At 51.9% G+C, this 14,076-nt stretch carries 13 protein-coding genes; 3 read left to right on the top strand and 10 right to left on the bottom strand.

Annotated elements, in window-relative coordinates:
* Positions 1-54 precede the first annotated feature (54 nt).
* Both NSS88_RS09100 and NSS88_RS09095 read right to left on the bottom strand, forming a co-directional pair.
* The gene (locus NSS88_RS09100) at positions 55-570 is read right to left on the bottom strand and encodes a YwhD family protein (protein ID WP_011232874.1); all 516 of its coding nucleotides are present in this window, start codon (positions 568-570) and stop codon (positions 55-57) included.
* Between the two features lie 17 nt (positions 571-587).
* Complete coding sequence (locus tag NSS88_RS09095; RefSeq protein WP_011232875.1) at positions 588-1,256, bottom strand: site-2 protease family protein; 669 nt, start codon at positions 1,254-1,256, stop codon at positions 588-590.
* Positions 1,257-1,388: 132 nt separating this feature from the next.
* Here NSS88_RS09095 and NSS88_RS09090 point away from each other — a divergent pair, with 132 nt between their 5' ends.
* Both NSS88_RS09090 and NSS88_RS09085 read left to right on the top strand, forming a co-directional pair.
* Entirely contained in the window at positions 1,389-1,577 is a 189-nt protein-coding gene (locus NSS88_RS09090) for a 2-hydroxymuconate tautomerase (RefSeq protein WP_011232876.1), read from the top strand.
* A gap of 100 nt (positions 1,578-1,677) precedes the next feature.
* A complete protein-coding gene (locus NSS88_RS09085) occupies positions 1,678-2,979 on the top strand; it encodes an NCS2 family permease (RefSeq protein ID WP_033015433.1) in 1,302 nt (433 codons plus the stop codon).
* 122 nt (positions 2,980-3,101) lie between these two features.
* Here the strand turns inward: NSS88_RS09085 and NSS88_RS09080 are convergent, their stop codons facing one another.
* The 7 genes from NSS88_RS09080 to NSS88_RS09050 all read right to left on the bottom strand — a co-directional run bounded on the left by NSS88_RS09080 (position 3,102) and on the right by NSS88_RS09050 (position 11,942).
* Complete coding sequence (locus tag NSS88_RS09080) at positions 3,102-4,652, bottom strand: IS1182 family transposase (RefSeq protein ID WP_341084107.1); 1,551 nt, start codon at positions 4,650-4,652, stop codon at positions 3,102-3,104.
* Positions 4,653-4,859: 207 nt separating this feature from the next.
* Positions 4,860-6,131, bottom strand: a complete 1,272-nt coding sequence (gene iscB / locus NSS88_RS09075; RefSeq protein WP_341084105.1) for an RNA-guided endonuclease IscB — start codon at positions 6,129-6,131, stop codon at positions 4,860-4,862.
* Positions 6,132-6,216: 85 nt separating this feature from the next.
* Positions 6,217-7,767, bottom strand: a complete 1,551-nt coding sequence (locus NSS88_RS09070) for an IS1182 family transposase (protein ID WP_201027872.1) — start codon at positions 7,765-7,767, stop codon at positions 6,217-6,219.
* A 373-nt stretch (positions 7,768-8,140) separates the two neighbouring features.
* Positions 8,141-8,659: a YwgA family protein gene (locus NSS88_RS09065; RefSeq protein WP_033015432.1), complete on the bottom strand. Its 519-nt coding sequence runs from the start codon at positions 8,657-8,659 to the stop codon at positions 8,141-8,143.
* Positions 8,660-8,672: 13 nt separating this feature from the next.
* The gene (locus NSS88_RS09060) at positions 8,673-9,971 is read right to left on the bottom strand and encodes an HD domain-containing protein (RefSeq protein ID WP_049624635.1); all 1,299 of its coding nucleotides are present in this window, start codon (positions 9,969-9,971) and stop codon (positions 8,673-8,675) included.
* A gap of 144 nt (positions 9,972-10,115) precedes the next feature.
* Positions 10,116-10,343 carry a DUF1450 domain-containing protein gene (locus NSS88_RS09055; RefSeq protein WP_011232879.1) on the bottom strand — a complete coding sequence of 76 codons (228 nt, stop codon included), beginning with the start codon at positions 10,341-10,343 and terminating at the stop codon, positions 10,116-10,118.
* Between the two features lie 231 nt (positions 10,344-10,574).
* Positions 10,575-11,942 carry an ISLre2-like element ISGsp3 family transposase gene (locus NSS88_RS09050; RefSeq protein ID WP_341082672.1) on the bottom strand — a complete coding sequence of 456 codons (1,368 nt, stop codon included), beginning with the start codon at positions 11,940-11,942 and terminating at the stop codon, positions 10,575-10,577.
* A gap of 294 nt (positions 11,943-12,236) precedes the next feature.
* On the opposite strand from NSS88_RS09050, the gene NSS88_RS09045 reads away from it, so the two are divergent.
* The gene (locus tag NSS88_RS09045) at positions 12,237-12,890 is read left to right on the top strand and encodes an RsfA family transcriptional regulator (RefSeq protein WP_015376083.1); all 654 of its coding nucleotides are present in this window, start codon (positions 12,237-12,239) and stop codon (positions 12,888-12,890) included.
* Between the two features lie 138 nt (positions 12,891-13,028).
* On the opposite strand, the gene NSS88_RS09040 is transcribed toward NSS88_RS09045, so the two are convergent.
* Positions 13,029-13,880: a lipoate--protein ligase family protein gene (locus tag NSS88_RS09040; protein WP_049624634.1), complete on the bottom strand. Its 852-nt coding sequence runs from the start codon at positions 13,878-13,880 to the stop codon at positions 13,029-13,031.
* Positions 13,881-14,076: the final 196 nt, after the last annotated feature.

Genomic DNA, 14,076 nt, shown 5'->3' with positions numbered 1-14,076 from the left:
TATCCTTTTTTCCAGATAAGAACAAGCCCTTAGGCAAACATGTTCACAAAACCGTCACAATTCGCCTTCGAGTCCTTTTTTCAGTTCATCGCTCGAGCGGTTCCACATCCCGATGTCGTGGCCTTTCAAAAAGTCGGCGAGCACCCGCTTCGACTTAGCGTCCATATGATCGACGATGATATGCCGTTTCAGCGATTTATCGAGCCGGTTCACATGTTCCGGCAATAACTTATAACCACGGCGCGCCTCACGGTCGACCGTCATTTCGCACGCCGTCACCCCGGCGTAATACGGACCGTCCTCGCGGCGCTCGATCGTCACCCAGACGATCCAATACGGCTTGCCGTTTGGCACGGCGGAGCGATCCGGCAAAAACTTGATGCCGCGCTCAACAGAGCTGCGGGCATGCATCGCCCCCATATCAACGAACGCTTCACCCGCTTCGACGTCAATGATGACCGGCGACACGTTTTCTAGGCTCAACGCCCCGGCGCCAAAGCCGCGGTGCCCGTCGGTCGGGTCGTCTTTGATGATATTAAAGCCGATGTTTTTTTTCTTTTTTTGCTCCATCCGCTTGTTCCTCCTTCCTACATAAACAAGCTGGCCACAAGTGACTGCAAGTTCTCAAGCACAAACGGCAGCGCCACTTGAAACACCGGCTCAATCGTATAGCGATCGAGCGGCGTCAGCACGAGAACAAGGAAAATGAGCGCCCCGTACGTTTCCCACTGCGTCATTTTCGCCCGCAGCCCATCCGGGGCCAAGTCTTCAATAATACGATACCCATCAAGCGGCGGAAATGGCAATAAATTAAACACAAACAAGACGGCGTTCAAGCTGATAAAAATTTGGAAAAACAGATCAAACCCGGCCGCAAACCAATCCGGCAGCGCCCGCATGATGCCGAAATCGATCATGGCGTACCAAATGACAAATCCAAGCCCGGCGAGCGCGAGGTTGCTTAGCGGCCCTGCCACCGAGACAAGAATGCCGGCAAGGCGCGGGTTTTTGAAATAAAAGCGATTGACTGGCACCGGGCGCGCCCAGCCAAACCCGGCGAGAAAGATCAGCAAAGTTCCAAGCAAATCCAAATGGGCAAACGGTGACAATGTCAGCCGTCCCTCGTTTTTCGCCGTCGGATCGCCGAACTTGTAAGCAACGTAGGCATGGGCGAACTCATGCACAGAAAACGCCAGCGCCAGCGTCAACAGCACGTACGGAATTTCGCTTAACGAATACGGCAAAATGTGTTCCACTTGATTAACTCCTTTTCCCCTGTATTCACTATCCTTAGTATACATGATTTACCGCCAAAAGTGGACTGAACTTCACGGTTCCATGGTATAATAAGCGTGATAGCACTCGACAAGGAAATGGGGGGAATGATGATGCCGTATGTCACGATCAAAATGCTCGCCGGCCGCACGGATGAACAGAAGAAAGCGCTTGTTGAAAAAGTGACGGACGCCGTCGTCGAGACGACAGGGGCGAAACGGGAGAGCGTTGTCGTATTCATTGAAGAAATGACGAAAGACCATTACGCCATCGCTGGAAAACGGCTGAGCGACGCGGAGTAACAAACAGGGGGACGCCATCGGGCGTCCCCATTGCTTTTTGAAATAAAAACGAATATTATTATATTTGTCTTTCATATTGTTCGTCTTTAGGAGGTTGCCTATGATTCGTCTTCCGCACCATGCCAGCAATCGCAAAACAGAGGTTCTCGCTGGCCTGACGACCTTTTTCACCATGGTGTACATCATCGTCGTCAATCCGATCATCTTATCAGACGCCGGCGTCCCGTTTGAACAGGCGTTCACCGCCACCGTCATCGCCACCGTCGTCGGCACGCTTTGGATGGCAATATTCGCCAACTATCCGATCGCCATTGCCCCCGGCATGGGGCTGAACGCGTATTTTGCCTATTCCGTCGTCGGCTCGCACGGCGGCATTTCGTACGAAACCGCGTTTTCCGCTGTGTTTGTCGCGGGATTGCTGTTTTTGTTGCTGTCGCTCACCCCGCTCCGCAGCAAGCTGATCGAAGTGATCCCCGACAGCTTAAAACATGGCATCACCGCCGGCATCGGGCTGTTTATCGCCTTTATCGGCCTGCGGCTGACCGGAATTATCCAAGCCCATCCGCAAAATTTGGTCGCGCTTGGCAACTTGCATGCCCCGTCGGCCGTGTTGACGCTCATCGGCCTGGCGGTGACGCTCGTTTTCATGATGCGCGGCGTCAACGGCGCGCTCTTTTACGCCATGGTCGTGACCGGCGTCATCGCCTACGCGACCGGGCAGCTTCACTTTGACAAAGGTATCGTCTCGCTGCCGTCGCTGCCGGAAGGGCTTGTCGCCGCCAATCCATTGACGGCCGTTGGCGATGTCATCAGCCACAGCCTGTACGCTGTCGTCTTTTCCTTTTTGCTTGTCACGCTCTTTGACACGACCGGCACGATGATCGGCGTCGCCCAGCAAGCGGGACTGATGAAAGGAAACACACTGCCGCGCGCCCGCGAGGCGCTCTTGGCCGACTCCGTCGCGACCACGATCGGCGCCATGTTCGGCACGAGCCCGACATCGGCGTACATCGAGTCGTCAACCGGCGTCGCCGCCGGCGGCCGCACCGGCTTGACCGCGCTCACGGTCGCCGTCTTGTTCATCGCAGCCGCCTTTTTCAGCCCGCTTGTCGGCGCCGTCGCCGGGCTTTCTGCCATCACCGCCCCAGCGCTCATTGTCGTCGGCAGCTTGATGATCAGCAACATCGCCCATATCAATTGGCGCGAACTGGACGAAGCGTTCTCAGCCTTTCTCATCATCTTAAGCATGCCGCTCACGTCCAGCATCGCGACCGGCATCGCGCTCGGCTTCATCTCGTACCCGCTCTTAAAAATCGCCCGCGGCCGCTGGCGCGATGTGCCGTTGCTGCTGTACGTGCTTGCCGTGCTGTTCTTTTTGCAGCTGGCGTTTTTGCCGCATTAATCCAAAAGAAGAAGGGGCTGACCCAAAAGTCCGCCAAAAAGCGGACTTTTGGAGTCAGCCCTCTCTGGTTTTTGTATATTTTACCAAACGGAACAAAATTCCGACTCTGTTCTCCCCCTCATTTACGCCACCAAGGACAATTGCTTGTCCCTAGCGGCTTTTTTGAGAAGATTGTGGGCAGCACAAACCAGCCCCCATTCGATGGAAACTTTTTGGAGGCCTCGCAGGACAAAGCGACGAAACCCGCGATTTTGTTTGATTTGCCCAAATACACTCTCAATGTCGGTTTGGCGTTGGCGGTATCGGGCTTGCCCTTCTTCACTCTCCAACCGTTCGCGGGCTTTCTGTTTTTGTTCATGATAGATGGGGTTCCATTGCGTGGTTCGTCCATACTTGGAAGTCGTGCAGGCCGAACGGAACGGACATCCTTCGCATTCATGGCATTGGTAGTGTCGGGTGACCGAGGTGTATCCTGATTCCGTGGTCTGTTTCGAAGTTCCGGTGCGAACCAGCTTTTTCCCATTGGCGCAAATCCAAACGTCTTCTTCTTCCACATAGGTCCAATTCTGCTGATGATGCGGATTTTTCTTGACCTTGCGCGTGTTCTCCTTCTCATACGTATGGTACTTGATCAAGGCCGATATGTGCTTCTCTTCCAGCTTCACGTAGTTCTCTTCCGAGCCATAAGCCGCGTCAGCGATCAAACGTTCGGGTTCCACGCCGTACTTCTCTCGAACGGTCTCCAAATGCGGGAGAAGACAACGAGTGTCGCCCGGCCTCTGATGAAGGGAATACCCCAAAATAAATTGGCCGGAAGAACCCACCTGTACGTTATAGGCCGGCTTGAGCTGGCCGTTTCGCATGTGATCCTCCTTCAACCGCATGAAGGTGGCATCCACATCGGTCTTGGAATAGCTGTTGCGATCCCCGCATACATGGAGTTGGTGTTCATACTTTTCACTGCGGGGCAAGTAGTCCTCCTTCATCTTCTTGATGGCCTTCTTCAACGGTTGGTTGTCCGGCTCGGCCTCCAACCGTTTTTCCCACTCCTCGGTTTTCTTTCGGATTTCTTCTGACGTAAAGGCCGGCGAAGGGTCGATGTCTTCCGCCTTTTCTTCTTCCACGATCGCCTCGATCTGGGCAATCAGCCGATCGACATTGGCTTGGAATTTCTCCTGGTACTTCTCAGCCGATTTGCGCCAAACGAAGGTGTACCGGTTGGCATTCGCTTCAATTTTCGTTCCATCCACAAAATAATCTTCCATCTTGACATAGCCGTCGGCCACGAGCAGCGTGATCATTTCCCGGAACAGGTCGTCAATCAGGTCTTTCATCCGCTCCGAACGAAACCGATTGATGGAGCGGAAGTCCGGCTTTTGAAATCCACTTAGCCACATGAGGGGAAGGTGGACTTCGAGCTGCCGTGCAATCTCACGGCCATGATACATTTTTTGGGTGTAAGCGTAAAGGAGAATTTTGGTCATCATTTTCGGATGATAGGCGGAGGCGCCCCCTCCTTTGTAGTAAGCAAGAAACGTCTCCATCGGGATGCGTTCAACCATCTCATGAACCACGTGGGCCATGTTATCCCGTGGAATGAGATCGGCGATGTTGCTTGGCAAAGAGAGGTTGTCCATGGTATACTCTTTAAAGGAAATATGATCATGTTTCATAAAAGAATCGCCCTTCTTTCGGTGGTAGTGGTTTTGGTGACTCTATTCTACCAGAAAAAAGGGCGATTCTTCTATATTTGAGGCAAAAAAGTGGGGGCTGATCCCAAAACGCATTCGCGTTTTGGGTCAGCCCCTTTTCGTCTATGGCCAGCTGATGGTGTGTTGAAACAGTGTTTTTCATCTTCTTTGGCGAGGAGACCCCGACTTCTAAGCGAGAGCGAAAGTCGGGGAGGAATCGCCCTTCCTCCTTTCAATTAACAATGTACTAGCATGCTCAACTCTTTTTAACTTTTTCCAGCTTGCTGAAGCATGCACTTTTGTGCCATCTAACAGCCGAAGGTCAAAATAACCACTGCTTCTTCTGCCAAATATAAAACATTCTTTCCTTTCGTATACCACCTTGTCAAACAGTTGAAACCCTTTGACAAATCGTGGAGCTTTGTTTGATTTTCGTTTTCCGCCTTTTAAGATGGTTGCTTTATGCAATTGACGGTTGTTTTTTCGAACGAATTTTAGAAGATAAACCGTGCCACTTGGCTTGGCTAGTGGATTTCCACTAATACAACGAGCATCCACCATATGAGATTTAGACAGTCCATTAGCAATGCGAATACATTTGGTGATATACCCGTATGTGATATTTGCATGCGAGTATTTTTCTCTTATCCTACTAAACATTGCCCATCGCATGGCGGTCATCTGACTAGCATCCCTCATAGGCGGTCGTTTGCGTTGAAATATATGCTCAAGCCCTTTTTCGTGAATTTCATGGTGGCATGTTTTGCATAGAGTGATCAGATTATCTGGTGAATCACCTCCTGTCTTTCGACTTTCAATATGATGCACTTGGAGAACAGGGTCTTTCTTTTTTCCTTTGCAATATTGACAAGTATGATTGTCTCTGTATAGAACATACTCTCTAACATTCCAAAACCCCATTTGTTCTCCTTGTTGATATTCCACCCCTCGGATATTTAGGTTTTTTAATTTCTGTGTATCGAATGCTGCTACCTCAATAGTGACAGATGTGACAGGGAGAATATTGTGAACTAAGTCAATCAACTTTATATGCGAGTTGATTTTGTGTTGAATAGATGGTGGTAACCATCCCTCTGGTTTTCTTCTGTTAAGAAATCTGGCTTCTCGGTAGCGAGTCTTTCTGTTTCTTCGACTTCTACGGAACTGTCTCCGTATAGCAAGTAATTCCACAATATCTGTTCGAAGTTGCGCTTCCGCTTCAAACAGCACATCTTTCTTTGTTGTTGCAGAAATTCCTACATGTCGTGTCCCCATGTCAACACCCAATGACACGGGTTGTTTGTAACCACTGCTACCATATAAAAGCTGGATGGTAAAAGGTGTCCTTCTTACTACTTTTGCTTTCTTCTGTTTTAGCAAAAGTCTTGCTTTCCTTGGTGAGCATGGCATGAGTGGTTTTCCATGCTTATTGATAATGGGGCTGACCCAAAAGTCCGCCAAAAAGCGGACTTTTGGAGTCAGCCCTCTCTGGTTTTTGTATATTTTACCAAACGGAACAAAATTCCGACTCTGTTCTCCCCCTCATTTACGCCACCAAGGACAATTGCTTGTCCCTAGCGGCTTTTTTGAGAAGATTGTGGGCAGCACAAACCAGCCCCCATTCGATGGAAACTTTTTGGAGGCCTCGCAGGACAAAGCGACGAAACCCGCGATTTTGTTTGATTTGCCCAAATACACTCTCAATGTCGGTTTGGCGTTGGCGGTATCGGGCTTGCCCTTCTTCACTCTCCAACCGTTCGCGGGCTTTCTGTTTTTGTTCATGATAGACGGGGTTCCATTGCGTGGTTCGTCCATACTTGGAAGTCGTGCAGGCCGAACGGAACGGACATCCTTCGCATTCATGGCATTGGTAGTGTCGGGTGACCGAGGTGTATCCTGATTCCGTGGTCTGTTTCGAAGTTCCGGTGCGAACCAGCTTTTTCCCATTGGCGCAAATCCAAACGTCTTCTTCTTCCACATAGGTCCAATTCTGCTGATGATGCGGATTTTTCTTGACCTTGCGCGTGTTCTCCTTCTCATACGTATGGTACTTGATCAAGGCCGATATGTGCTTCTCTTCCAGCTTCACGTAGTTCTCTTCCGAGCCATAAGCCGCGTCAGCGATCAAACGTTCGGGTTCCACGCCGTACTTCTCTCGAACGGTCTCCAAATGCGGGAGAAGACAACGAGTGTCGCCCGGCCTCTGATGAAGGGAATACCCCAAAATAAATTGGCCGGAAGAACCCACCTGTACGTTATAGGCCGGCTTGAGCTGGCCGTTTCGCATGTGATCCTCCTTCAACCGCATGAAGGTGGCATCCACATCGGTCTTGGAATAGCTGTTGCGATCCCCGCATACATGGAGTTGGTGTTCATACTTTTCACTGCGGGGCAAGTAGTCCTCCTTCATCTTCTTGATGGCCTTCTTCAACGGTTGGTTGTCCGGCTCGGCCTCCAACCGTTTTTCCCACTCCTCGGTTTTCTTTCGGATTTCTTCTGACGTAAAGGCCGGCGAAGGGTCGATGTCTTCCGCCTTTTCTTCTTCCACGATCACCTCGATCTGGGCAATCAGCCGATCGACATTGGCTTGGAGTTTCTCCTGGTACTTCTCAGCCGATTTGCGCCAAACGAAGGTGTACCGGTTGGCATTCGCTTCAATTTTCGTTCCATCCACAAAATAATCTTCCATCTTGACATAGCCGTCGGCCACGAGCAGCGTGATCATTTCCCGGAACAGGTCGTCAATCAGGTCTTTCATCCGCTCCGAACGAAACCGATTGATGGAACGGAAGTCCGGCTTTTGAAATCCACTTAGCCACATGAGGGGAAGGTGGACTTCGAGCTGCCGTGCAATCTCACGGCCATGATACATTTTTTGGGTGTAAGCGTAAAGGAGAATTTTGGTCATCATTTTCGGATGATAGGCGGAGGCGCCCCCTCCTTTGTAGTAAGCAAGAAACGTCTCCATCGGGATGCGTTCAACCATCTCATGAACCACGTGGGCCATGTTATCCCGTGGAATGAGATCGGCGATGTTGCTTGGCAAAGAGAGGTTGTCCATGGTATACTCTTTAAAGGAAATATGATCATGTTTCATAAAAGAATCGCCCTTCTTTCGGTGGTAGTGGTTTTGGTGACTCTATTCTACCAGAAAAAAGGGCGATTCTTCTATATTTGAGGCAAAAAAGTGGGGGCTGATCCCAAAACGCATTCGCGTTTTGGGTCAGCCCCCTCCTTTCAGGAGTGAGTTCCTCCTCCCCAATGTTGGAAGGGCTTGTTCGGCAGACAGCACCGCTCCTACCCATCAGAGCTTTTAACCTTCTGCGACAGGGTTACGGACTGGAGGAGCATCCGTAAGTGTCATGACCCTTCCAACGTAGCCATTGAATGGCTGAGGGTAGTCAACTAGGGCTTGCCAAGCCCCCACTTCAAAAGCCGTTAGGCTTTAAGTGGTGGGTAGTTGACCTTCCCTACACACAAGCGCCCTTGTTGCAACGGCTCCGCAGCGCCTCAATATACGCATACGCCTCTTCGATCTCGTCCTCCGTATAGCGCTGCTTGCTTTTTACGACAGCGATTTTCTCTTTTACCTCATCTTTTGACAAATGTTCAAAATAGAGCACCGTGGAAACAAGCTCCAAAAAGCGTGCGTTTTGTCCGTTCATCGCCTGCATGCATTCGGCAAGGCCCGGCATCTCCCAGTCGTAATGGCGCAAAAACTGTTCGCCCGCTTCGGTCAGTGTATAGCGGTATTGCACATAGCCGCTCTTTTTCTCTTTCACTTCATGCAAAAAGCCGAGCGCGCACAGCTCTTCGATGCGGCACGTCAACTCTTCCGAATACGGGCCGTAAAAGTGGAAGTCGAACTTCTCATAAAACGGAAAGTCGAGCTTTTTGGCGATGTAAATCATTTTTTGCAGCTTTTTGCGGCCGACAATTTCCCCGGCGGCCGCCAACGCCTTCATTACTTTCGCATGCTCTGTGAGCACTCTCCGTCATCTCCTAACCCTTTAAAATTTCCATAATCTTTTTCTTCACTGTCCGCTTCGTCGACAAGTCTTCCAGGAAATCAGCGGGGAAATAGAGCTTATGGTCGGTGCGCCGCTTGCCGGAAATGGCGTCAACCAACACCGATTCGCGCGACAGCTCGCGCAGCTCCCCGTTTGGCATCAACAAATAAATCGGCAGGCGCTCGCCTTCCTCGCCCGGCCGGTAAAAATCGTACGGCAAGTCGGACGATGAATCGACGACCAAATAATAGTCTGGATCGATCCCGGCCTTTTTGAACAAGCCGGTCAGCTCGATCAGCTTCGCCATTTGCTCGTTCGTCGGATGGAACTCCGTATATTTGAACAGGCGGCGGTGGACAAACCGCCGGCACAAATCGCTTAAAATCGGATCTCGCTCATATTGCCATTGCTGGAAGTAAAACAGGATGATCGCTTCATCGAGCGCCAAATAGTCGCCGAGCGTTACATGGCCGGCAAAAAACGATAAAAAATGGGTTGGCTTCGTCGCAAACGTATACCCGTCCTCGTACAGCTTTTTCGCCCGATGCAAAATTTTCGTCAAAATGACTTCCGCACTGCGCGTCACAGGATGGAAATACACTTGCCAATACATTTGGTAGCGGCTCATAATGTAATCCTCGACCGCATGCATGCCGCTTCGTTTGATGACGACTTGGTCTTCGCGCGGGCGCATGACGCGCAAAATGCGCTCCATGTCAAAATAGCCGTAACTGACGCCGGTGTAGTACGCATCGCGCAGCAAATAGTCCATCCGATCGGCGTCAATTTGGCTCGAGATGAGACTGACGACGAGCTTATTCGGGTACGTCTTGGCAATCACTTCCGCCACTTTTTGCGGAAAATTGCCATCAACCGCGCGCAGGACGGCGTTCACTTCCGTATCGCCTAAAATGATGGCCTGTGTAAAATCTTCGTGGTCGAGGCGAAACACCTTTTCAAATGAATGGGAAAACGGGCCGTGCCCTAAATCGTGCAAGAGCGCCGCGCATAGGCAAAGAAGGCGCTCGCTATGATCCCAATGATCGCGGCCAACAAACACGTCGTCAATGATGCGGCGGATAATTTCGTAAACGCCGAGCGAATGGTTAAACCGGCTGTGCTCGGCGCCGTGAAACGTCAAATATGTCGTGCCGAGCTGCTTGATGCGGCGCAGGCGCTGAAATTCTTTTGTGCCGATCAAATCCCAAATCACTTTGTCGCGAACATGTATGTATCGGTGCACTGGATCTTTAAACACTTTTTCTTCGTCAAGCTGCCCGCCGGAATACATCGCGTCCTCCTCTTCCGTCTCCAACATACGTCTATTATACGCCGTTTCTTTTGGCAAAGAAATAGTTGACTTTTTTCTCCGTCTTTCTCCATTATTGACGGAAAAAACAAAAAATCACCTTCTTTCGGCAAAGAAGGTGATCGGTTATCGCTTTTTCAACCTTTCAGCAATTTTATCAATCAGTTCGTCTTCCGTCAGCGCCGCCACCGGACGGTTGTTGACGAAAGCAAACGTCTTTTTCCGCCCTGGGCCGCAATACGACTGGCAGCCGATTTTGATGACCGCATCCGGATCCAGCTTTTTGAGGCGCGGAATCAATGTTTTTAAATTCGGCGCCTTGCAGTCGTCGCAAACGCGAAACTCATTCGCCATCACTCGTCATCCCTTTCCGCAGCGTTTGCTTTGTGTATTCTACCGCTTTCGTGAGAAAATTGCAAGTTGGCATGCTTTCACGAGTCAGTCAAGACTTTGTGGAGAACATTTTTTCGGTTCACTACGGGTGTTGCCAATCACTAGTTAGCGAACCATTTTCAGGAATTCATTCGTAAGCGCTTTCGGACTCTCATCCCTCATCTTGAGGCGATGATACGATATTCCATTTTTTTACATCCAACCACCATCCCGGAGCGCCGACAACGCTTGATGGATCGGCGTCCCGGATGACCGCTGCAGACACGGTAGATTCTGACGCACCACATCTGCCCACAACCGTCCTGCCTTCCGTTTGGCCTGTTCAACCCGCTTGGACTTCGTCGAGGCCGAGGCTGCCGTTCGGGTCTCTTCTTCCTCCACCAACTGCCCATTTCTCCGCCAAATCCCGTCGATTCGGGCTGCCATCGCCCTCAGAAACGCCCGAAGCCCTTGGTCTTTCCAGCTGCGGCGGGATTTCACCCGATGCGCAAACCGGCTCATCACGCTCTCGGCGTGGCCCATCGGACGCATGCCGGTCGTCTCCACCCCTTGCTCCGACAGCCACTCCCGATAGTCCCGGATGCATCCCGGCATCGACTCGATCCGGCGGATCATGGCAGCCATCTGCTTCTCTTTCGCTTCGTCCTCCAACGTGCCGACCGCGCTGTTCAGCTCCACGAGAAGCCCCTCTTCGTCTTGTTTCGCCAGCTTCTTCCGCACCTCCTGCCAACGCGGATGGCCGGACAGACACTGACGCAGCTCCCGCGCCACATGAAATCGATCCAGCTGAAAGCACGCCCGCTTCCCAAAATACTCCCGGCAGGCCGTGATCCACGACGCCGCGTCGCCGTTGATGATCAACAGGTCCCGGCACGGATCATAGGCATATTCGTTCATCAGCCACTCCTCAAACCGTTCCCACACGTCTCCCTCCCCTTCATGGAGGTAGTGGCGCCGGTTCACGAACTCGAGCTGCGAACCGTTTCGTTTCCATCCCTCGTGAACCGCCAGGATTTTCTCTTCTTTCGCCCGTTTCCCTTTCCCCTGGCGGGAAATAAACAGTCCATCCGCCTCCACAAACAGCACCCGGCCGTGCCGTTGGGAAACAGGGCGGTGCAGCGAGACAGGGGCCTCCAGCACCAGTTGGCGAATCGCCTCGTGGCTCATGACCGCATACCCCACGATCGACTCCAACGTACGGGCCGCTTTGCGGTAGGAAGAGCACTCTACGGCCAACTCGACCGCCGTTTCCTCGAGGCAAGGACTGATCGATCGGGCCCCATCAAAGCCTAATTCGGCATCCAGCAAGAAGGTATAGTTCCCCGTTTGCCGGTCATAGTAGTAGTTCCGTCGAAACGTCACTTCTCCAAACAGCGTTTGGATCGTAGTCGGCCGTTTGTCTTTCAGCTGATACCGGCGCTTGTCCCGCGCTTCCGCCAGTTGTTGATCAATCTCCTCCAAAAGGGCCGCCAACAAGACAGCGAACACCTTTTGAAGAGTTCTGACTAATTGTTCCTCCAGCTCTTTTAATAAAGGCCATTCTGTGGTAAGATGTTTCATGGACTCTTTCCCTCCTGTTTTCGGTTGATGTTGACAATCACCATCATAGCAGGGAGAGAGTCCTTTTTGCATGACATTTGCTTTTTTCTACCGCGCTTCGCTTGGTGGCCCCGACGAGCGTCGCGAACAAAAGTTCGCAACCCTCGTCGGGGATCATTTCGGAATGTCACCCACAAATATTTTACTCACACTGCTTTCACCCTTGTAATTTGCCAATCCCATAAACTTGCAACGTATAATTTTTTTCCTTTTGGTCCACCCTTTTACTAGCATGGGAAAAAGGAGTGGAGAACAGTGAAACAACGGCAAGACGCTTGGACGGAAGAAGACGATTTATTGTTGGCAGAGACCGTATTGCGCCATGTGCGTGAAGGGAGCACCCAGCTGAACGCGTTTGAAGAAGTCGGCGACAAGCTAAATCGGACATCGGCCGCCTGTGGCTTTCGCTGGAATGCCGTCGTCCGCCATCAGTACGAAGAAGCGCTGCAGCTGGCGAAAAAGCAGCGAAAAGAGCGGCTGCGGCTGCTGGCCAAACAAGGCGGCGCGAAAAAGCGGCGTCTGTACGAGCCCCCGATGCCCTCACTTGAGGAGCTGGGAGAGGTGATGCAGCTGCCTGCCGTCATCCCATCCTCCCCGCCGCAACAAGTGACGCTGGATCAAGTGATCGCTTTTTTGAAAACGTTCCAATCCCATGAACGGAAACGGGAGACGCTGATCAAAGAAAACGAGCGGCTGCGCCGCGAAATTGAAGAATTAAAGCAAAAAAATAAAGAACTTGAAGAAAAGGTTGCGAAATTAGAAGAAAATTCGTCGACCGTCCAAGAAGATTTTGAGACGCTCGTGAAAATCATCAACCGAGCGCGCAAAATGGTGTTAAAAGAGGAAGAAGAGCGGGGACTGACCTTCCGCATGGACCCGAACGGCAACTTGGAAAAAATCGCGGAGTAAATAAAATAAGGATGCCCTGTCCATGGCTGCGCCTTGATCGCACTCTCTCCGGTGCGGCCGAGACACGGAGCATCCTTTTTGCCTGCCGGCGGCGTCAGGCGATGAACGCAGGCTCTTGCTTCTGGGCGGACCGCCCCCTTATTCTCCTGCTAGGAGCTCGCCCTTGAGCGCCGTTTCATTCCGCTCGACGATGCGCGCCCAATACTGCTCATACCAATTCCATTCGCCGTTCTCGAGGGCAGACGAATATAGCTCGCCGCCAAACGACTGCAGCGTGCGCCAAAGGGTGACAAGCAGCTCATCGATCGACAACTCGCAGCCGAGAAGCTCAGACAGCGACGCCATGACAGTTGGGACAACATCGGGGTAGGCGAATTTCGTTTTCTCTCCTTGGCGGCCGAGCTCATAAAAACAGCGAATAAGCTCAGCCCGCGCGGCTCCGCTCCCGTTGACGCAAAGGTAGATTTGCACGGCAACGCCGCCGCGCACGCGCCGTTGCGAAATGCCGGCAAACTTTTTGCCGCCAATGCTCAAGTCATAGTTCCCCGGGCAATACGAACCGACGATTTCCCCCGCCTCAACGCGGGCGCCGTATGAGGCAAGCATGGCGGCCATGAGCGCATACATCGCCTCATACCCTTGCTCGATGGCAATCGTGTTTTTCGTTTCCGGAAAAATGAGCGAAATATTCAACACCCCGCTGTCAAGGACAACGGCCAACCCGCCGGAATTACGGACGACGACGCGATACCCTTCCTGGCGCAAAAACGAAATGGCCTCATCGATGTACGGAAGCTTCGTATCAGCGGCGCCTAAGACGACGGTATTCTCATGCACCCACGTGCGGACGACCGCATCCGACTGTCCCGCACCAACCGCGGTGCATAATGCATCATCGATGGCAAACGATTGTTTCGCATCAAACAGCGGACCGAAATGCGACTGGTCGATGACCCGCCATTTCGGCTGCCGCAGCAATTCATGGCTCATCGCAACAAACCCCTTACGTTGAACGTTCCGCTCTCATTATACCACATCAAACTGGAACGATTACGGCCAATGAACCTCCCCCACTTACGCCTGTAGGCGTTGAAGTGGGGGTTTCTTGCCTTTTTCTTTCCGGGTGTTTCACGATACACCGGGTTTCCCGTGTATCTCGTGACCAAGCACGGAAACACAACAGAAA

This window comes from Geobacillus sp. FSL W8-1251 (genome assembly GCF_038005945.1).
Lineage (GTDB): Bacteria > Bacillota > Bacilli > Bacillales > Anoxybacillaceae > Geobacillus > Geobacillus stearothermophilus.
Note: the sequence above shows the minus strand (reverse complement) of the source record. Positions and strands in the feature narration are given on the sequence as shown.

Coding starts and splice junctions, on each gene's coding strand:
- NSS88_RS09100 (WP_011232874.1), bottom strand. CDS start 570: ATGGAGCAAAAAAAGAAAAAAAACATCGGCTTTAATATCATCAAAGAC.
- NSS88_RS09090 (WP_011232876.1), top strand. CDS start 1,389: ATGCCGTATGTCACGATCAAAATGCTCGCCGGCCGCACGGATGAACAG.
- NSS88_RS09085 (WP_033015433.1), top strand. CDS start 1,678: ATGATTCGTCTTCCGCACCATGCCAGCAATCGCAAAACAGAGGTTCTC.
- NSS88_RS09080 (WP_341084107.1), bottom strand. CDS start 4,652: ATGAAACATGATCATATTTCCTTTAAAGAGTATACCATGGACAACCTC.
- NSS88_RS09070 (WP_201027872.1), bottom strand. CDS start 7,767: ATGAAACATGATCATATTTCCTTTAAAGAGTATACCATGGACAACCTC.
- NSS88_RS09060 (WP_049624635.1), bottom strand. CDS start 9,971: ATGTATTCCGGCGGGCAGCTTGACGAAGAAAAAGTGTTTAAAGATCCA.
- NSS88_RS09055 (WP_011232879.1), bottom strand. CDS start 10,343: ATGGCGAATGAGTTTCGCGTTTGCGACGACTGCAAGGCGCCGAATTTA.
- NSS88_RS09050 (WP_341082672.1), bottom strand. CDS start 11,942: ATGAAACATCTTACCACAGAATGGCCTTTATTAAAAGAGCTGGAGGAA.
- NSS88_RS09040 (WP_049624634.1), bottom strand. CDS start 13,880: ATGAGCCATGAATTGCTGCGGCAGCCGAAATGGCGGGTCATCGACCAG.